Below are 19,255 nucleotides of genomic sequence, written 5' to 3'. Positions count from 1 at the left end.
GGGTGTAGGCGGCCGGTGCCAGGCTCATCGCCGTACCGGGATGGCCGTTGCCGACCTTCTGTACGGCATCGGCGGCCAGGACGCGCGCGGTGTCCACCGCCCGCTGATCCAACTCGGTCCACTCGAGCGGGGAGGGGGAGGAAGACATGGCTCTCCTAGGGACGGCCGCACGGGGACGGCCGGTGGCACGGACGACGGGACGGGTGTGACGGGGACGGGGCAGACCGAGGCCCGTGCCGCCCCTCGTAAAGGGGGCCGGCACGGGCCTCAGCGGGTCGCGCGCATCAGCGCTTGATCTCCTTGATCTTCAGCATGCGCGTGATGACCTTGTCCAGCTCCTCGTCCTCGAAGACCTTCTTCCAGTCGTCGCGCACGATGGACTCACGGCCGTAGTCCATGGCGATCAGGCAGGCGTCCGAGAACGGGTTGGAGCCCTTGAGGGTGTTGGCCAGGGCGACCTGGGTGTGGCCCAGGAGCATGGCGCGGGCGGCCTTCTCCGGCACGCCGACCGTGTGCACCGTCTCGTGCAGCGCCTCGGTCAGCAGGGCGCCGACCATGCAGGCGATGGTCTCGACGAGGGTGGGCTCCAGCACGGCGAGCTGCTTGACGGTGACCCAGTGCACGTCGACCACCGGCGCGTACATCACGCGGATGACGGACTCGGCCAGCTTCTGCTTGGCCTCGTCCCCGCCCTCGTACGCGGCGACGACCTCCTGCGGCGCGGCGATGCCGCCGAAGGTGTCCTGCCACTCCTCCTTGGTGGTGCGCTCCAGGAACACCGACGGGTGGCAGGGGTGGGCGCACGCGTAGTGGATGTCGTCGCGGGCGAACAGCAGACCCGCGTAGGCGGCGGCCGGGTCGAGGGTGAGGACGACGGCGCCCGGCTTCATCAGCGGCACCAGCTCCTCGGAGACCTTGCCGAGGACGACGTCGGGGACGGCGAGGATGATCACGTCGGCCGCCGCGGCGGCGTCGGCGGACTCGGTCAGCTCCCGGCCCAGGCCGCGGATCAGCTCCTGGCCCTTGGGCGAGGCCTCGCTGAAGAGCACCCGGAAGTCACTCTTGACCAGGTTGTTGGAGACGCGCTGGCCCATCTTGCCGGCGGCCCCGATGACGGCGACGGTCGCGGCGTCGGCCTGGGTCTGGATCTCGGTGGCCATTACTCGCTCCTCAGAAGGGTGTTGATGCTGTGCTGCGTCCACTGGTGTTCGAGCCGGGCGGTGGTGTCGAAGCCCTCGTCCTGCCACGGGAGCCAGTGCTCCACGATCTGGTTGATGCCGCGCTCCTTCGGCCGTACGGCGGCGATCATGCCGGCGTGGTCGAGGAGCCCCTCGCCCAACGGGCAGCCGGCGTAGGTGAATCCGACCCAGCCGTCGCGGCGCGTGAAGGCGAAGTCCTTGACGTGGATGTTCACCACGTAGGGCGCGGTGGCGGCCACGACGTCGACGGGGCGCTCCAGCCGGGCGACGCTGTTGCCCGGGTCGAGCACCACTCCGAGGTGCGGGCTGTCGACCCTGCGAACGACAGTCAGCAGGTCGTCGGTGGCCACCTGCTCATAGGTCTCCAGGCCGAGGGTCACGCCCGCGTCGGCGTACCGGGGGACGGCCTGCTTCAGCAGGGCGACCGCTTCGGCGGTGCCGGGCCGGTGGTCGGCCGTGTTGAGCATCGAGCGGACCAGGGTGACGTCCAGTTCCCGGGCCAGCCGGAGGTAGGTGTCCAGGCGTTCCGCGCGGATGCCGCGGGTGCCGAGTTCCAGGCGCAGGCCGAGGTCCCGGGCGGTGGCGCGGACATCGGCGAGCCGCGCGGCGTCGTAGGACTCGATCGGCGCGTAGTCGCAGATCTGGAAGACCTGGCCGCCCAGTTCGGCGGTGTCGCGCAGCATGTCGGTGAGGGACAGGGGCTCGGGGGCACGGTCGGAGATACGCCAGAAGTACGCGTAGGTGCTGATGCCGTAGGCCATCAGGCCACCGCCGTGGCGGCCGGGGAACAGATCTCGTCGAGGATGGCCTCGACGTTCGCCGGGTCGTGGGCGAAGCGGCCGAGGAACAGCCCGCCGACGCCGGCCGTGAGCCGTGTGAGCAGGCCCGGGCCCGCGCTGCCGCCGTAGATGACGGTCGAACCGGCGTGCTGCGGACGGGAGTCGAGCCAGTCGCGCAGGGCCGCGCACACCGTGGAGATGTGCTCGGCGGAGGCCGGTTCGGGCGCGCCGATGGCCCACTGGGGTTCGTAGGCGAGGACCACGGTGCCGGACAGGCCCTGGAGCAGACGCTCGGCCTCGGCCACGGTGCGCTCCGCCGCGTCGCGCGGGTCGGCCTGGTCGTGTTCGCCCAGGCACAGGACCGGGGTGAGGCCGTTGCGCAGGGCGGCGGCCGTCTTCGCGGCGACGACCGTGTCGCCCTCGCCGTACAGGCGGCGGCGCTCGGCGTGGCCCACCTCGGCGTAGCGGCAGCCGATCTCCTTCAGGGCGGGGCCGCCGACCTCGCCGGTGTACGGTCCGCTGTCCTCGGTGGCGATGTCCTGCGCGCCGTAGGTGATGCCGTACGGGGCGAGGATGCCGGCCGCCGGGACGATCGCCGGGAAGGACGGCAGGACGAACAGCCGGGCGGTGCCGGAGGTGAGGGCCGGATGCCGCTCGGCCAGGGCCGAGATCCTGCGCGCCCAGTTGAGGGTCTGCTGGTGGCCGAAGTACATCTTCAGACTCACCCCCAGCAGGACGGGCGGTGGTGCGGCGGCAGACATCAGGCTGCTGCCTCGTCGTTCTCGTAGTCGCTCATCAGCTGGACCTTGGCGGCGGACGGCGAGGTCTCGTCGAACCGGTAGGTGAGCCACTCGGCGGCCAGCCGGCGGGCGAGTTCGAGGCCGATGACCCGCTGGCCGAAGGTGAGGATCTGCGCGTTGTTGGACAGGATCGCGCGCTCGACGGAGAACGAGTCGTGCGCCGTGACCGCGCGGATGCCCTTGACCTTGTTGGCGGCGATGGCGACCCCGAGGCCGGTCCCGCACACCAGCAGCGCCCGGTCGGCCTCGCCGCGCGCCACCATCTCGGCGGCGGCGATGGCGACCTTGGGGTAGGCGGTGTGGCCGTCGGAGTCGACGCCGACGTCGGTGACCTCGGCGACCAGGGGGCTGCCCTGCAGGTCCCGCTTGAGGGCTTCCTTGTACTGGTAGCCGGCGTCGTCGGATCCGACGACGATGCGGAGCTTCTCGGTCATCTCGGCTTTCCTCAGTGCTGGTTGGGGGAGTGGGGGAGCAGCACGCCGTGCACGGCGCGGGTGATGAGGGCGAGGGAGTGGGCGCCCGCGTCCGGGGTGCCGAGGGACTTCTCGGCGTGCGGCCGGGCCCGGCCCTTGCGGGGCAGCAGCTCGGCGGTGGCGGCGGCGGCCGACTCGGCGGCGCCGGCGGCCCGGTCCCAGGCCTCGGCCAGGGCGAGGCCGGAGGCGGTGGCGGCGGACAGCGTGTCGGCGAACGGGACCAGGACGTCGACCATCGTCCTGTCCCCGACCTCGGCGCCGCCCAGCCGGCGGACGGCGGCGGACGCCTCGGCGGCACCCGCGGCCACCCGGTCCGCGCTCGGTGCCTCCTGGTCGCCGAGCGTGGTGCCGAGGGCGCGCAGGATGCTGCCCCACAGGGCGCCCGAGGTGCCGCCCGCCTTGTCGGCCCAGGCGTCCGCGGCACGGGTGAGGACGGTGCCGGCGCCCGCGCCGAGCCCGTACGCGGTGGTGGCGGCCTGCCGGGCGGCGGTGGCGCCGCGCTGCATGCCGATGCCGTGGTCGCCGTCACCGGCCACCGCGTCGATCCGGCCGAGCTCCTCGACGTGTGTGTCGACGGTGCCGGCGATCGCGGTCAGCGCGGCCAGGACGGTGCCCGCGGCCCGGCGGGAGTCCTCGGAGGCGTCGGGCAGGGCCTCGTCGGCCGGCTCGTCGGCGACCGTCCCGGTCCCGTCCGCCGGCCGGGCGACCGCTTCGGCCTCCGGGGCGCCGAACGCGCCCTTGCGGTACGCCGGGGTGTCGGCCGGGGCCCGCCACAGTTCTTCGAGCCGGTCGTCGAGCCAGGTCAGGGTGAGCGACACCCCCGCCATGTCGAAGCTGGTGACGAGTTCCCCGACCTCGGGGTCGACGATCTCCACACCCGCGTCGCCGAGCAGTTCGGCGACCTTGCGGTAGACGACGAACAGCTCCTCGTACTTGACCGAACCCAGCCCGTTGAGGATCACCGCGGCGCGCTCGCCGGCCGGGGCCGTGACGCCGTCGGGCAGTTCGGCCAGCAGGTGGGTGACCAGCAGCCGGGCCGCCTCGTCGGCCGTCGGCAGGGCCTCCTCGCCGATGCCGGGCTCCCCGTGGATGCCGAGGCCCACGGCCATCCGGGCCTCGGGCACGGTGAACAGCGGGTGGTCGGCACCGGGCAGGGTGCAGCCGGAGAAGGCGATGCCGAAGGAGCGGGTGCGGGCATTGGCGCGCTCGGCGACCGCCAGCACCTCCGCCAGCGGCAGACCCTGCTCGGCGGCGGCCGCGGCCGCCTTGAAGACGGGCAGGTCGCCGGCGATGCCGCGGCGCTTGGCGGACTCCTCGGGGGCCGCGCTGGAGATGTCGTCGGTGACGGCGAACGTGCGCGCCTCGACGCCGTCGGCGGCAAGCCGCTCGGCGGCCTGCCCGAAGTGCAGGACGTCGCCCGCGTAGTTGCCGTACATCAGCAGCACCCCGCCGCCGGCGTGCGCGGCCCGTGCCACGGAGCGGATCTGCTGCGCGGAGGGCGACGCGAAGACGTTGCCGACCGCCGCGCCGTGCGCCAGCCCCCGGCCGACGAGGCCGGAGAAGGCCGGGTAGTGGCCGGAGCCGCCGCCGATGACCACCGCGACCTGTCCGGCCGGCGTCCCGCCCGCCCGTACGACACCGCCGGTGACGGGGCGCACCCAGCGCCGGTGCGCGGCGGCGAAGCCTTCGAGCGCCTCGTCGGCGAAGGCCGCGGGGTCATTGAACAGGCGGGTCATCGAAGGGCCTCCAAGGGCTGCTGCTCGGGGCCGGGTGCCGGTTCGGCGGTTCGATTGCGGGCGGCGAGCCAGGTCATCAGGACGGCGGACAGAAGCATGAAGAAGCCGACGAGATAGAGCGGTACGTAGTAGTCGCCGCTCCAGTCCTTGAGCCACCCGGTGACGTAGCTGGCCGCGAATCCGGCGACGTTTCCGGCGGTGTTGATGAGGGCGATGCCGGCCGCTGCCGCCGCTCCGGTCAGGAAGCGCGAGGGCACGGACCAGAAGACGGGCAGGGCGGCGAAGATGGAACAGGCGGTCACGGTGATCACGGCGACCGTGGCGGTCGGGGAGCCCATGTAGAGGGCGAGCGGGATGGAGACACCGCCGACGACGGCCGGGCCGGCCACGTGCCAGGTGCGGGTGCCGTGGCGGGTGGCGTGCCGGGTCCAGAAGAACAGCACGATGGCCGCGGGCAGATAGGGGATGGCGGTGATCCAGGCCTTGTCCATCACGCTGAACGTGGTGTCGTACTGCTCCTGGAAGCCGTTGATGATCGTCGGCAGGAAGAACGCGAGCGCGTACAGGCCGTAGACGAAGCCGAAGTAGACCAGGGCGAGGACCCAGACGCGGCCGTTGCTGAACGCGGCCTTGAGGTCACCCTTGGCATGCTTGTCGTCGTGACCGGCCTTGTGGGCGTTCTCCGCGGCGAGTTCCTTCGTCAGCCAGTCGCGTTCGGCCGACGTGAGCCACTTGGCGTCGGCGGGCCGGTCGATCAGGTAGAACCAGGCGATGACGCCCAGCAGGATCGCGGGCAGCGAGACGAACAGGAACATCACGCGCCAGCCCTCGAGGCCGAACAGCCCGTGGCGGCCGATCAGCCAGCCGGCGAGCGGGGCGCCGAAGACCGTGGTCAGCGGCTGGGCCAGATAGAACAGGCCGAGGATCTTGGTGCGGTGACGCGAGGGCACCCACTGGCTGAGGAAGAGGATGGCGCCGGGGAAGAAGCCGGCCTCGGCGACACCGAGCAGGAACCGCAGCGTGTAGAGCTGGCCGGTGCTGTTCACCCAGGTGAACAGCAGGGACACGATGCCCCAGGTCACCATGATCCGGGCCAGCCAGCGGCGGGCGCCGAAGCGGTGCAGGGCCATGTTGCTGGGGACTTCGAGCACGATGTAGCCGATGAAGAAGATCCCGGACGCCAGACCGAACTGCGCGGCTGTCAGGGCGAGATCTTCCCCCATCCCGTTCGGCTCTGCGAACGAGACGGCCGTGCGGTCCAGGTAGTTCACGAAGAACATCAGTGCCACGAAGGGCACGAGGCGGACTGAGATCTTCTTGATGGCAGTTCTCTCGACTGCCGTGGATGGCGCGTCGGCACCCATGACGACTCCTCGGCTCGCCCGGACAACTCCGTCCGGGGTGGGTCACACCGGACGGTGCGCGGGAGCCGCGCCCGGCCGGTTCACCTTCACGCTAAGCCTCCGATTCAAATTGGTCACCAATTTACCAGTGTGGTGAGGGTTACACATATGGCGCTTTCCCGCCTCTTGACAGAACCGGGTTTCGAGCCGATGAACTGGCTGGTCAGCCACGTGACGGTGGCATCTGGTTGACTGGTGACCGTGACCAGTCAGCCTGATCAGCAGTCCCCGGCCACCGCGCCCGATCTGGCCCAGCTCCTGCGGCCCGTGGTGCGGGAGTCCTCCGTCAGCGAGGTCGCCAAGCGGCTGCTCGACCATCTGTCCGCGGGCGACATCCGGCCCGGCACCCGGCTGCCCGCCGAACGCCAGTTGGCCGAGGCGCTCGGCGTGGCTCGCTCCAGTGTGCGGGGGGCGCTGTCCGCGCTGGACGTGCTCGGCATCATCGAGATCCGCCCCGGTTCGGGCTCCTACGTCCGCGAGGGCACCTCCGAGTTCCTGCCGCGTGCGATCAACTGGGGGCTGATGCTCGGCCAGCGCCGCACCCAGGACCTCGTCGAGGTGCGCACCTATATGGAGGGTGTCTCCGCCCGGCTGGCCGCGGAGCGCGCCACCGACAAGGACGTCGCGCTCCTGGAGGACCATCTGCGGCGCATGCGGGAGGCCGGGGGCGATGTGGGGGCGTTCATCGAGGCGGACATCGCCTTCCACCTGGAGTGCGCGCGCATCGCCCGCAACTCCGTGCTGAGTGACATCCTGCACAGCATCCGTGCGCTGCTCCAGGTGTGGATGGAGCGGGTGAGCGACATCGAGGGCACGGTCAGCGGCACGCTGTGCGAACACGACGCGGTACTGCAGGCCATCCGGGACCGCGACCCGGAGGGCGCGGACCGTGCGATGGCCGAACACATGCGCATGGCCAGCGCCCGGCTCCGCGCGTCCATGGCGAACGAGCCGTAGAGCTCCGCACCGGGCGGCGAGGCCGGCGCCGGGTGCGCTGCCGCGCCGGGGCGTGGGTCGCCTGTGGGCGGGGCCGGTCATGCGCGGGTGGCGGCGCGGGGTGCTTTGCCGCGGGCGGCGGGGCGGCCGGGGCGGCTTCCGGGTGCCGGGCGGCGTGAGGTCTGCTGTCGGGTCTGCGGTGTGGGCTGTCTGTGGTCCGGGGCGGTCGTGTGCGGGGGGTGCCGTGGTGCGGGGCGTTGTGCCGTGGGCGGATGGGGTGGGTGCCGGGTGGCGCGAGGTTGATTCCGGCCGGCGTCGAGGGTGACTCCCTGGGGGCGGCTCAGGGCCGGTGGAGTGCGAAAGAAGCGGAAGCCCATGTTCTATGACGTCGGTCACATCGCTCTGTCGATCAACCGGCACTCTTAGTAGACGCGGCGTGGCAGGCATCTGGGGATTTATCCGTCTTCGCCCGGATGTGGATCCCGCCGCGCGTCCCGGAATTCCGCCCCGCCCGTCCGCACGCCCGCTGCCCCGTGACGTAAGGCTTCTGACGCCGCGACAGCTTCCCCTCCTGCCGCCATGTGCGGACCGGAGCCCCGTGCACTGCCCTGGCGAGGCCACGGGACCTACGAGGCGACGTAGTGGCGGGACTCTTTGCGCTCCCTGTCGAGCCGTTCTAAGAATGACGCCCCACAGGACGTCGCCGTAGTTCGGAACCGGTGTTCACGCAGAGTCGACCGCGCACCGGGCGCTCGGCATCACCGAGTGAGTAGGAGCCCCCACATGAAGTCGTCCCGAACGTCCGCGAGACTCGCTCTCGGTCTGGGCCTGGCCTCCGGCGCGCTGGGCGCGGCGGTGCCGGCGAGCGCCCAGGCGGCCGCCACCCCGTCCGCTGCCGCCGGTACCTCCGTGGCGCGGTACGCCGGGTCGGTCGAGGAGGCCGCGAACAACAAGGCGTTCTTCGAGGCCGTGGTCAGGTCCGTCGCCGAGAAGCGCGCCGCCCAGCCGAACGGGCCGGCGGTGACCGTCTACTACAACGCCTCCCAGGCGCCGAGCTTCCGTTCGCAGATAGCGAGCGCGGCCTCGATCTGGAACAGCTCCGAGTCCAACGTCAAGCTCCAGGAGGCGTCGAGCGGAGCTGACTTCTCCTACTACGAGGGCAACGACCCGCGCGGGTCCTACGCCTCCACCAACGGCCACGGAGGGGGCTACGTCTTCCTCGACTACGCCCAGAACCAGCAGTACGACTCGGTCCGCGTCGCCACCCACGAGACCGGGCACGTGCTGGGCCTGCCGGACGACTACAGCGGGCCGTGCAGTGAGCTGATGTCGGGCGCCGGTGCCGGCCCGTCATGCACCAACCCCTACCCGAGCAACACCGAGCGCTCGCGTGTCGACCAGCTGTGGGCCACCGGACCCGCGCAGGTCCCGGGCACGGTGGACCGGCCCGCCGACCCCCTGAGCGCTGTACCGCCGGTACGGACCGTGGCGCCGAGCCACGGTCCATGGCATCCGCTCCACAGCACGCCCTGGCGTTGATCACGCCTCACGCCGGCAGTGCGAGTGTGACGGGCGTCTCTTCGTCGGCCTGCACGGTGTGCGTTTTCGCGTGGAGGTAGGCGCGGCGCTCGGTGGCCGAAATTGAGCTGGTGGTGGGCGGGGGTGCCGTCCGCCGTAGTGGTGGTTCGGGCAGGTGAGAGGCGTCCTTGCAGCTCCTGACGGGTTTCGACGCCCGCTGCACATCCGGCTTTCTTGGTCCCACCATCACCCTGCCCCCCGCCGTTCATCAGAGCTTTGCAGACTCCGCACGTCCCAAGCGTGTACATCTGTGTTGCCAGCGGGAGTTGAAAATGGGCCACGACCACGGGCATGACCTGGGTCACCACCACCACCATCACCACCACGGCAGTGACGAGCCGACGTCCCTGCCGCCCGCCCTCGACATGTCGGTTCCCGACTCCGAATTGACGCCCAGCCAGTTGTCGCGGCGTTCCATGCTCCGCCGCACCGGCCTGTTGGGCGCGGGCCTGGCCGCCGGCAGCGTGCTCGGCGGCGCCGGCCAGGCGGCCGCGGCGCCGGCCGCGACGGCCTCCTCGCACGGCTCGTCGCACGGCTCGCGTTCGAACGGCTACCTGTGGCTGGCCGGCGACCACCACATCCACACCCAGTACAGCTCCGACGCCAAGTACCGCGTCATCGACCACGTCCGCCAGGCCAACGCGCACGGCCTGGACTGGATGGTGATCACCGACCACGGCAGCGAGGCGCACGCCAAGATCGGTGTCGAGAAGGTCAACCCGGACATCGTCGACGCCCGTGACAAGATCGGCGACACCCTGGTCTTCCAGGGCCTGGAGTGGAACATCCCCGCCGCCGAGCACGGCACCGTCTTCGTCCACCCGGGCAAGAACGAGGTCGCCGTGCTGAAGGAGTTCGAGAACTCCTTCGACGGCTCGGTCAAGAAGGCCAGCAGCAACACCCCGGCCAACGAGGCGCTGGCCATCGCCGGCATCAACTTCCTCGCCGACCAGGTGCGCCGCCGCAAGGTCAGGGACGCCCTCTTCCTGGCCAACCACCCGGCCCGCAAGGGCATCGACTCCCCGCACGAGATCCGCGGCTGGCGCGACGCCCAGCCCACGATCGCGGTCGGCATGGAGGGCGCCCCCGGCCACCAGGCCGCCGGTCTGGCCGCCCCGCAGGGTCCGGGCAGCGGCCGCGGCTACTACGACGGCAGCCCCAGCGCCGACTCGTTCCCCGGCTACCCGCTGGAGAGCTACCGCACCTGGGGTGGCTTCGACTGGATGACCGCCACCGTCGGCGGCCTGTGGGACAGCCTGCTCGCCGAGGGCAAGCCCTGGTGGATCACCGCCAACTCCGACTCCCACAGCGTCTACGCCGACACCTCCATGCGCGGCCCGAACAGCAACTTCAGCGCCAACGGCCGCTACGACGACCCCGTCTACGGCGGCGGACTGAACCTGACCGACGGCGACTACTGGCCGGGCCAGTACTCCCGCACCCACGTCGGCGCCTCCTCCTTCTCGTACCAGGCCGTCATGGACGGCATCCGGGACGGCCGTGTCTGGCTCGACCACGGCGGGCTGATCAGCGGCCTGAACGCCCAGGTGCGCTCCGGGTCCAAGGCGGTCACGCTCGGCGGCTCGCTGGTCGTGCGCCGCGGCAGCCAGGTCGACCTGGTCATCGAGATCAGCCTGGCCAACGGCCCCAACTGGTCCCAGTTCGTGCCGCAGCTGGCCCGGGTGGACGTCATCCGGGGCGCCGTCACCGGCCGGGTCGCGGACAAGGACGCCTTCGCCACCCCGGACACCAAGGTCGTGAAGTCCTTCGAGGTGAACAAGTCGACCGGTTCCGTCCGGCTGACCTACTCCCTCGGCCGGGTGGACCAGCCGCTGTACGTGCGGCTGCGCGGCACCGACGGCAACCGCTCCGCGGTCGGCCTGAACGGCGCCGCCGTGGACCCGGTGGGCCCGGCCATGGACGTCGTCGGCGACGCCGACCCGTGGAAGGACCTGTGGTTCTACACCAACCCGATGTGGGTCCTGCCCGCATGACGGCACCCCACCACGTGCCCGGCGTCCACTCCGTCATCGGGGTGGACGCCGGCACGGCGAGCCTGCGCGAGGCCGATCACCTCGTGCACCGCCTCACGGACGGCCTCGGGCTCCCGGAAGGCACGGTCGCCTGCACCCATCTGATCCGTACCGCCGAGCGCCGCGGGACGACCGTCTCGTTCGCGCTGCCCGACGCGGCGGCGGCCCGGGCGGCATGGCAGCGCCTGACCGAACTCGCCGACCCGGACCCGGACCTGGGCGCCGTGCTCGGTGAGCTGACGCACGGCTCGGCCACGTCGGCGAGCACGGCGGCCCCGGGCGCCGCCGAACACGCCCGGCTCAGCGGCGGGCGCGCCGTGCTCTACCCCGGCGCGGACCGTCTCACCGGTACCGTCGCCCTGGCCGAACTGCTGGCGACGACCGCCATCGAGCGGGTCGTCGTGGTCGGCGCGCCCTTCGCCGACGGGCCGGACCCCGAGACCCCTGTGCTCACCCGGGACCATGTACGACCCGAGTGGCGCGAGGGCCGGCTGACCCTCGCCCTGGTCCCGGCGGCCGGCGGGACACTCGCACCCTTCGAGGTGCCCAACCCCACACCCTGCTGCGCCGACCACGGCTGACGGTGCCGCGGGGCCCGGGGACCGGATCGGCCGCCGGGCCGCTGCCCGGCACCGGCGCCGCCGTCACGCGCGGCGGCGCCGCCCCGTGGGCGCCGGGCTCCCGGCGGTCCCCTCGCGCGGGACCAGGCCCAGCTGCTGGGCGCGGAGCACGGTGCCGACCCGGTCGCGGGTGCCGAGCTTCCGGTAGATCTTCTCGACGTGCTTGTGCACCGTACGGTCGGAGATGCCGAGGCGGCGGCCGATCGCCGCGGCCGTCAGGGCGTCGGCGAGGAGCAGCAGCACCGTCGTCTCGCGCGGTGTCAGCGCACAGTCCGCCGCCCGCTCGTCGGGGGATCCGGCTCCGGGCAGCAGCCGCCGCCACTGCTCCAGGAGCTGCCGCTGCCGGTCCACGGCGACCAGCAGCGGCTGAGCGCGCCGGGCGAGCAGGATCCCGTCGTCGGTGAAGTCCGTACCGGAGCGGTAGACGATGCACCCGGTGATCGGGGTGGTCGGCTGCGGCAGCGGCACCGCCAGCGCATGGTCCGCGTCCAGGGTCCGGCCGAGCAGCCGGGCCGTCGCGCTGGCCGGCCACGCCGGGCCCGCCAACTGCCGCGCGGTGACCGGCTCCCGGCTGGTTCCGGCCAGGTAGTGGGAGGCGAACGGCTGTCCCGTGCGCAGCAGCCCCAGATCCTCGTCCCCGAGTCTGGCGAGCTCCGCCGCGCTGTCGCCGGACAGGCCGACGGTTCCGCTGCTCGCGCTCCAGTCGTCCAGCTTGAAGATCACCGCGTCGCCGCCGCACAGGCCCGGCAGGGCGTCGGTGAGCAGCGGCCACAGCCGCCCGGGGTCCCGTTCGTGGAGCGCCGCCACGGCCAGGGACGCGATGCGCTCGTACGCCCCCTCCGGTGATCGTGCCACGTGTTCCTCTCACTCGGTCCGTATACGCAGTTGTACCCATATCCGTGCGCCGCGCGCGTCACCGAGACTTCAACCGAGCACCATCACGTGTCCGGATGTGCTCAGTGTGTGCGGGCCGCCGAGACGGGGGAGCGGCGGCCCGCACCCCAGGCCGCGGCGCACAGCGCGCGGTCCACCTCCTCGGCGTACCGGACGGCGGCCAGCCAACGGCGGGCGAACCGTTCCCGGTCGGCGGGCAGCAGGCGGCCGAAGGGATCGCGGGCGCGGTCCGCCGCGGCCGAGTGCAGGGCGTCGACGAGGTCGGCGGCGGTCGCGAGGCCGTGCCGGCGCAGCCGGCGGCGGTCCGCCGTGTCACCGCCGGAGAAGGCCAGCACGCGCCGCCCGCCGGACGCCGCCTGCTGGATCCGGCGGCGCAGCAGGTGCAGCGGGGCCTCCTCGGGCGCGGGCCCTGGTGCGCAGGACGCGGGCGGCGGGCCGGTGGGCAGGTCCGCGTGCAGCAGACGGTCGAGGCCCAGGTCCACCCGGGTGTCCGGGTCCGTCGGGTGGCCCGCCGCGAGCAGCAGGGCACGGGGGTGCGATGCCGGGGTGAGCCGGGCGACGATCCGCAGCCTGCTGCCGCGCGCGGCGGCCAGCAGACGGAGGTTGTCGCGGTCGGGGAGCGCCGGGTGGTCGTGGGCGGCGGCCAGCCGCAGCGTCAGCCCGCCGCACTCCGCCAACAGGGCCTCGCCCGCCGCCTCGCGCACCGTGCCGACGAGCGTGACGTCCAGGAACAGCAGGTCATGGCCGCCGTCCAGGGCCCGGCCCACCTGGTCCGCGACGGGCACGGCCCACAGCCCGGCGAGCCGCGGCTCGCTCCAGGCGGCACCGGAGGCACGCACCGCCCGCACCGCCGCGCCCGCGCCGAGCCGGCCGGTCGGGGAGACGGTCGCGCCGGACACCGCGAGCCCGGCCCGGGCCAGCGCGCGGTGCGTCAGAGCGGTGTCGCCGATGCGTACGGTCCGGTCGGCGGCGCCCAGAGCCCGGCCGGCGCCGCCGGGCGCCACGTCGGACACCGAGTACAGGCGCCCCTGCGCGTCGGCGGTCCAGGTGACGGCGCCCGCGTACCCGGTCGCCGTGAGCACCGGTTCCGAGAAGACGCCGTACAGGCGCAGCGAGCCGTCCGGCGTGTACGGCTGCCGTACGGTGCCGCGCAGGGCGGCCAGCTCCGCGCCCGTGGCGTGCGGGACGAGATGGGCGACGGTCAGCACCTCGTGCAGCGCGGCGACCAGGTCGGCGAGGCGGTACGCCGGGTCGGCGGAGCGGGCCGCGCGCACCGCGGTGACCACGGAGACCGCCGCGGCGGCGGCCCTGGGCAGTCCCGCGAGCCGTGCGGTGTGCGCCGCGCGCAGCAGCTCCGCCTGGAGCACGGCACCGGCGCCGTCCGCGCCCGCCTCCAGCACGGCGGCGGTGGCGTGCCGCAGATCCTGGGCGGCGGCCAGCTGTCCGGGCGTGGCCGTCTCGGGCCCGGCCGGTCCGGCCGCCGCGCCGTCTCCGGAGGACCGCGCCGGACCGGAGCCGACGGCAGCGTCCCCGGCGGGGGTCGATTCCGCAGCGGCGGATGCCCCGGGCGTCCCCGGTTCCTCGGCCGTCCCCTCCTCCCCGGTGGCCTCGGGTGCGGCGACCGGGGCCGCGGAGGCCGCGGCGGCGCGATGCAGGCAGTCGGGGGCCAGCAGACAGCCGCAGCGGACGGCGTCCGCACTCGTCACCGTGCCGCCCGGGGCGTGGAGTTCGAGGTCGGTCGTGTCGTCGACGGCGATGCGCACCGTGTCCCCGTCGCGGACGACGGGCCGGCCGGCCAGCTTGCTGACGCCCGCGTCCAGCCGCTTGCGCAGCCGCGGGGTCAGCGCCCCGACGAGTTCGGCGGTCACGGACGGCGCGACCGGGGGAAGTCCCTGGCTCATGCGATCTTCTCCCCTACCCAGCGGGCGAGTTCGAGCGGACTGAGGGCGGCGACCGGCTGTCCCGCGGCGACCAGCTGTCCCGCCACGCCGGTCGAGTAGCGCGGGCGGCCCGAGTCGTCGAGGCTCGCGCAGCCCAGGACCTGGCACCCGGCGCCGACCAGGGCGCGGACCTCGGCGAGCAGCCCGCCGAGCGGGTAGCCCTCCTCGAAGTCGCTGACCACCACGACGAGGGTGCGGGACGGCACGGTGACCAGCTCGCGCGCGTGCCGCAGCCCGGCGGCGATATGGGTGCCGCCGCCCACGCTGACCTCCAGCAGCAGGGACAGCGGGTCGGCCACGTGGTCGGTGAGGTCGATGACCTCCGTGGAGAACGCCAGGAAGTGCGTGGACAGCGTCGGGACCCCGGCCAGCACCGAAGCGGTCAGGGCGGCCCACACCGTGGACGCCTCCATGGACCCCGACACGTCGGTGACGAGGATCAGACGCCAGTCGGCGGCGCGCCGGGCCCGGCTGCGGAAGACGGGGTGCTCCGGCACGATCCGCACCGTGCCGTCCGGACCGCGCCGCGCGGTCGCCAGATTGGCCCGCAGCGTGCGGGGCAGGTCGAGCCCGCCGCCGGGCCGCCGCCCGGGACGCGGCAGCGCCGTGCCGTGCAGCGCGGGACGCAGCCGCGTGGCCAGCTCCCGGGTCAGCGCCTCGACCAGGCGCCGTACGAGCGGACGCAGTGCGGCCAGCCGGGACTCGGGCAGCCCGCCCGCGTGCCGGAGCACGGAGCGCAGCAGGTCCACGGAGGGCCGCACGCTGTCCGGGTCCAGCTCGCCGACCACATCCTGCCGGCCCGCCGAGGCGGCGGCCGCCAGCACCTCCTCACGGATGCCGGGGCCGAACAGGGCCGCCAGCTCCTCGGACCACTCCCGCACCCCGGGATACGGCGCCTCCCGGCCGCCGCCCCGGCCCGTGCCGGCCGGCTCGCCCCGGCTGCCCTCGCCGCGTCCAGCGCCGTACAGCTCGTCCAGCGCGGTCGCCAGCGGCGCCGCGGACGCGGGCAGCCGGTCGCTGCGGCGGCCCAGCACCAGCCGCCAGCGGTCCTCGGGGGCGAGGCGTCTGCCGTCCTCGGGGGCGCCGCCGCCGGCCGGTACGGGCGCGGACTCCTCGTCAGGGGAGTCCGCGGGCGGCGGCAGCAGCCCCAGCGCGCCCAGCGCCGCACGGGCCGCGAGGTCCGCCGTCGTCCAGGTGGCCAGCGCGACCGGGTCGACGCCGGCGGTGTCCGCCAGGTGGCTGGTGCCGAGGCGCTCCTCGACGGCGCCGAGGAGCCGGTCGCGGGCCGCCGGGCTGAGCGTGTCGAAGCCGCCGCGAAGCGCCGGGAGCCGGTCGGTGAAGTCCCGGTCGGACAGCTCCGACACCCGGTCGAGCAGGGGCTCCAGGGCGGGGGCCGCGGACTCCAGGAGCGGGCCCGCCGCGGTGAGCAGCCCGGTGAGCCGGGTGGTGAGGGCCGACCGGGACTCGGGATCGCAGGCCCCGTCGACCCAGGAGGCGACGCGGGCGCCGAGGGCACGGGGGTCCTCGTGCCCGAGCAGCACCCGTACGGCCCCGGCGGCGCCGCGCATCAGCGGGGAGCCGCCGGCCGCCAGCCGGGCCAGGGCGTCGGTCAGCCGTATGCCGCCCAGCACGTCGGCACGATGGGCGAGTTCGAGCAGGGCGCGGGCGTCGGCGGGATCCTCGGAGCCGGTGAGACCGTCCACCTGACGCACCGCGGCGGCGGTGAGCAGCTCGGCCGCGGCCCGCGCCCGCTCGGTCCGTTCCGCAGTGGCGTCGAGACCGGGCACATGGCCGGCCCGCAGCCGGTCCGACAGGGCAAGGCCGGCGAGGAGTTCGGGCAGCGTCCCGGACCGCGGCAGCACATCGGCGGTGTCGGCGAGCCGCTCGTCGGCGAGCCCGGACAGACCGCACTCCGCCGCCTGCGTCAGCCCGGTGAGGGTCTGCGCGGCCGTGGGCCCGCCCTCGTCCCGCTCCGCCCGCCACCGCTCGCGCAGCACGCCCTCGGCGGCCTGGGCGGGCGTGACCCCGCGGACCCCGGCCGCCGTCAGCATCGCCGCGGTGGCGGGGGTCCAGCGCACCTCCCAGCGGGAGGTCAGCGCCTCGGCCCCGCCCGCGCCGACGGCCTCCTTGGCCTCGGCGTACGGCACGCCGCACACCGTCAGCCGGCGCAGCAGGAGTTCACGCCCGAGGTCGAGCTCGGAACGGAGCGGATCGAGCCGGAGGTCCCGGGCGCCGCCCGGCCCGCCGGCATCGGGTCCGGGCAGCCCCAGGGCCGCCAACTCCGCCTCCACCGCCGGGCCGAGGCCGCTGCGCGGTGCGCCGGGCGCGGGCCGGCCGGTGCGGGCGCCGACGAGCACCTTCTCCATCGCCCGGGCCACGGCCCGTCCCCGCCCGTACGGCTCGCCCTGCGCGAGCACCGTCTGCACCGCCTCGACCAGCTCGCCCCGGCCGGCCGCGGGCAGCCCGCGCAGCCGCGCGAGGTCACCGGCGAGCCGGCTGATCTCACGAGCGTCGGCGGGACCCGACGGATGTCCGAGGGCCCGCAGCTCCGCGCAGATCCGTACGGCCGCCCGGGTCAGTGCCTCGGTCAGCGCGGCCGGGTCGCCCGCCGCGCCGAGGACCAGGTGCTGCCACTCCGGGTCACGGATCCCCGCGGGATAGCCGGAACGCTCGTCGAGGAGCGCGTAGGTGTAGGGGATGAGCGAGGTCGTCCAGACGGGGCGCGCCGGGTCCGCGGACCCCGGTCCGCGGCCGTCCGCCGGGCGGACCCCGGGCGCCGGCGGCTGTTCCGGCGCGGTGACCGGGGCGGCCAGTGCCGGGGCGTGGAAGGCGCCCACCACCACGGCGGCCCGCTCACCCCCGGCGGTGGCGGCGGCCAGGCACGCGCGCATCCACCGCTCGCGCCGCAGATCCAGCTCCGGGACACCGCCCGACGCGGTCGCGTCCGCGCGCAGCGCCCACCCCGCGAGCAGCGCCGCCCGCCGCAGCGCCTCCGGCGGCGAACCCGGTGCGGCGGCCTCCACGAGCCGGTCCCAGAGATCCTCACCGGGGCGGCCGGTGAGCCGCGAGCGCAGCGCTCCGGCGAGAGAGGGCGCCCCCGGCTCCGGCGCGGGCCCGCAACCGCCCATCCTGTCGGCCCTGTCGGCCTCCGGGCCCCCGTCGGCGTCCTGACCGGTGGCGGCGCCTGCCTCGGGGTGCCGCGGCGTCCGGTCCACGCTCCACGCCCGGTCGGCGAGCGGCAGATCGCAGGCCACGACCGGCACGGCGTGCCGCGCCGCCCAGCGCACCGCGGCGAGCTCGGGCGAGAAGTCGGCGAACGGATAGAACGCCGGACCACCACCCCCGGCGGCCGGTGCGGCGGCCAGGGCGACCGGGGCCCGCGTCTCCTCGTGGGCGAGCCAGGGCAGCCAGTCCTGCAGTTCCGCGGGCAGCTCGACGAGCAGCACGTCCGGCCGCGCCGCTGCCAGCAGCGCGGGCACGGCCGCGGCCAGCGACGGCGCATGATGCCGTACGCCGATGAGGTAGGGCGCCGCCGGACCGGTGAGGGTGGCGACGGCTTCTTCGGGGGAGGCGGTGGCGAGGGGCACGGCCGTCAGCCCTCCAGCACGGTGCGCAGGTCCCACAGGGTGCGCCAGGTCGCCGATCCCTGCTCGGCCCGGCGCCGGACCGGACCGTCCCAGTACCCGCGCAGCCGGGCCGCGTCCGCCGGGTCGTCCTTGCGCACGACCCCCAGGAGGTGCCCCGGCAGCAGCCCGAGCACATCGCGGTCCCCGGGGAAGTACGCGGCGGCGAGCCCCAGCGCACCGGCCACGGCCACCGCCTCGGCGGTGCTCATCACGGTGGACGGCCGCTCGACCTCCCAGCCCTCCGCCGACCGGCCGTCCCGCAGGTCCCGGAACGCGGTGACCAGGGCCTCCAGCACGGCGTCGTCGACCTGGAAGGGCGCACCCGCCCGTTCCACCGAGGCCCGGGCCTGGCCGCGCACCAGCGCGGTCTCCGTGTCGAGGTCCCCGATGGGGCCCACCGTCTCGAAGTTGAAGCGGCGCTTGAGCGCGGCGGACATCTCGGAGACGCCCTTGTCGCGCAGGTTGGCGGTGGCGATCAGATTGAACCCGGGCGCGGCGTGCGCCAGCGCGTCGGCGGTGCCCGCCAGTTCGGGCACCGCGATGCGCCGCTCGGACAGCAGCGACACCAGGGAGTCCTGCACCTCGGGCAGGCAGCGGGTGACCTCCTCGACGCGGGCGATGCCGCCGAGGGCCATCGCGGTCAGCACGGGGGAGGGCACCAGCGCCGCCCGGCTGGGCCCCTGCGCCAGCAACAGGGCATAGTTCCAGCCGTACTTGAGCTGGTCCTCGGTGGTGCCCGCGGTGCCCTGCACCACCAGCCCGCTGGTCCCGCACACGGCGGCCGACAGCAGTTCGGAGAGCAGCGACTTGGCGGTGCCGGGCTCGCCGACGAGCAGCAGGCCGCGCTCCCCGGCGAGGGTGACGACGCACCGCTCCACCAGGGCCCGGTCGCCGACGAACTTGCCCTCCACCACGAGCCGGCGCGGCGTCCCGTCCGGCACGTCGGCGTCGTCGGGCAGCCGCAGCGCCCGGCCGTCGCTGCCCATGACGAAGGTGACGACGGCGCGCGGGGTGAGCCGCCACGCGGGCGGTCGCGGCCCGCTGTCGTACGCGGCCAGGAACGCCAGTTCGGCGGCGTGACGGTCCTCGGGCGGGACGATCTGCCGGGTCGGGTCGGGGGCGAGGGCGGCGGTCATCGGCGGGGTCCTTCGGGGTGGTGCGGACGTCGGTCGTTCTCGGCCCGGGGCACCGGGCGCCGCATGGCGGCGGCGCCCGGTCCCTCGGGGCGTTCGTCGGCG

The 19,255-nt window shown here is 74.3% G+C and carries 15 protein-coding genes; 4 read left to right on the top strand and 11 right to left on the bottom strand.

Annotated elements, in window-relative coordinates; all coding sequences use genetic code 11:
- From CTZ28_RS38475 to CTZ28_RS38445, 7 genes are all read right to left on the bottom strand, one after another.
- Window positions 1-148: hypothetical protein (locus tag CTZ28_RS38475; RefSeq protein WP_147481259.1), on the bottom strand; the 148-nt coding region annotated here is incomplete at its 3' end.
- Window positions 149-284: 136 nt separating this feature from the next.
- Window positions 285-1,160 carry a phosphogluconate dehydrogenase C-terminal domain-containing protein gene (locus CTZ28_RS38470; protein WP_121894400.1) on the bottom strand — a complete coding sequence of 292 codons (876 nt, stop codon included), beginning with the start codon at window positions 1,158-1,160 and terminating at the stop codon, window positions 285-287.
- Window positions 1,160-1,960: a sugar phosphate isomerase/epimerase family protein gene (locus tag CTZ28_RS38465; RefSeq protein ID WP_121894399.1), complete on the bottom strand. Its 801-nt coding sequence runs from the start codon at window positions 1,958-1,960 to the stop codon at window positions 1,160-1,162. Before CTZ28_RS38465 ends, CTZ28_RS38470 begins: the two co-directional genes overlap by 1 nt.
- A complete protein-coding gene (locus tag CTZ28_RS38460) occupies window positions 1,960-2,739 on the bottom strand; it encodes a triose-phosphate isomerase (protein ID WP_121894398.1) in 780 nt (259 codons plus the stop codon). Before CTZ28_RS38460 ends, CTZ28_RS38465 begins: the two co-directional genes overlap by 1 nt.
- Window positions 2,739-3,212: a ribose-5-phosphate isomerase gene (locus CTZ28_RS38455; protein WP_121894397.1), complete on the bottom strand. Its 474-nt coding sequence runs from the start codon at window positions 3,210-3,212 to the stop codon at window positions 2,739-2,741. The genes CTZ28_RS38460 and CTZ28_RS38455 overlap by 1 nt, the downstream gene beginning before the upstream one ends.
- 11 nt (window positions 3,213-3,223) lie before the next feature.
- Entirely contained in the window at window positions 3,224-4,987 is a 1,764-nt protein-coding gene (locus CTZ28_RS38450) for a dihydroxyacetone kinase family protein (protein ID WP_121894396.1), read from the bottom strand.
- Window positions 4,984-6,351 carry an MFS transporter gene (locus tag CTZ28_RS38445; RefSeq protein WP_121894395.1) on the bottom strand — a complete coding sequence of 456 codons (1,368 nt, stop codon included), beginning with the start codon at window positions 6,349-6,351 and terminating at the stop codon, window positions 4,984-4,986. The genes CTZ28_RS38450 and CTZ28_RS38445 overlap by 4 nt, the downstream gene beginning before the upstream one ends.
- 234 nt (window positions 6,352-6,585) lie before the next feature.
- Between CTZ28_RS38445 and CTZ28_RS38440 the strand changes: the two genes are divergently transcribed.
- The 4 genes from CTZ28_RS38440 to CTZ28_RS38425 all read left to right on the top strand — a co-directional run bounded on the left by CTZ28_RS38440 (window position 6,586) and on the right by CTZ28_RS38425 (window position 11,518).
- A complete protein-coding gene (locus CTZ28_RS38440) occupies window positions 6,586-7,347 on the top strand; it encodes a FadR/GntR family transcriptional regulator (protein WP_121894394.1) in 762 nt (253 codons plus the stop codon).
- Window positions 7,348-8,109: 762 nt separating this feature from the next.
- Window positions 8,110-8,865: a snapalysin gene (snpA, locus tag CTZ28_RS38435; protein ID WP_121894393.1), complete on the top strand. Its 756-nt coding sequence runs from the start codon at window positions 8,110-8,112 to the stop codon at window positions 8,863-8,865.
- 311 nt (window positions 8,866-9,176) lie between these two features.
- Window positions 9,177-10,898 carry a PHP domain-containing protein gene (locus CTZ28_RS38430; RefSeq protein ID WP_121894392.1) on the top strand — a complete coding sequence of 574 codons (1,722 nt, stop codon included), beginning with the start codon at window positions 9,177-9,179 and terminating at the stop codon, window positions 10,896-10,898.
- A complete protein-coding gene (locus CTZ28_RS38425; RefSeq protein WP_121894391.1) occupies window positions 10,895-11,518 on the top strand; it encodes a hypothetical protein in 624 nt (207 codons plus the stop codon). Before CTZ28_RS38430 ends, CTZ28_RS38425 begins: the two co-directional genes overlap by 4 nt.
- A gap of 63 nt (window positions 11,519-11,581) precedes the next feature.
- On the opposite strand, the gene CTZ28_RS38420 is transcribed toward CTZ28_RS38425, so the two are convergent.
- From CTZ28_RS38420 to CTZ28_RS38405, 4 genes are all read right to left on the bottom strand, one after another.
- Entirely contained in the window at window positions 11,582-12,412 is an 831-nt protein-coding gene (locus CTZ28_RS38420) for a response regulator transcription factor (protein ID WP_259472005.1), read from the bottom strand.
- Window positions 12,413-12,513: 101 nt separating this feature from the next.
- On the bottom strand, window positions 12,514-14,352 hold the full coding sequence (locus CTZ28_RS38415) for a hypothetical protein (protein ID WP_121894390.1): 1,839 nt from the start codon (window positions 14,350-14,352) through the stop codon (window positions 12,514-12,516).
- Complete coding sequence (locus CTZ28_RS38410; protein WP_183154800.1) at window positions 14,349-17,978, bottom strand: DUF5682 family protein; 3,630 nt, start codon at window positions 17,976-17,978, stop codon at window positions 14,349-14,351. The genes CTZ28_RS38415 and CTZ28_RS38410 overlap by 4 nt, the downstream gene beginning before the upstream one ends.
- A 5-nt stretch (window positions 17,979-17,983) precedes the next feature.
- Window positions 17,984-19,153, bottom strand: coding sequence for an ATP-binding protein (locus CTZ28_RS38405; protein ID WP_121894389.1), 1,170 nt, complete (start codon window positions 19,151-19,153; stop codon window positions 17,984-17,986).
- Window positions 19,154-19,255: the final 102 nt, after the last annotated feature.

The organism is Streptomyces shenzhenensis (assembly GCF_003688995.1).
GTDB lineage: Bacteria > Actinomycetota > Actinomycetes > Streptomycetales > Streptomycetaceae > Streptomyces > Streptomyces shenzhenensis_A.
Note: the sequence above shows the minus strand (reverse complement) of the source record. Positions and strands in the feature narration are given on the sequence as shown.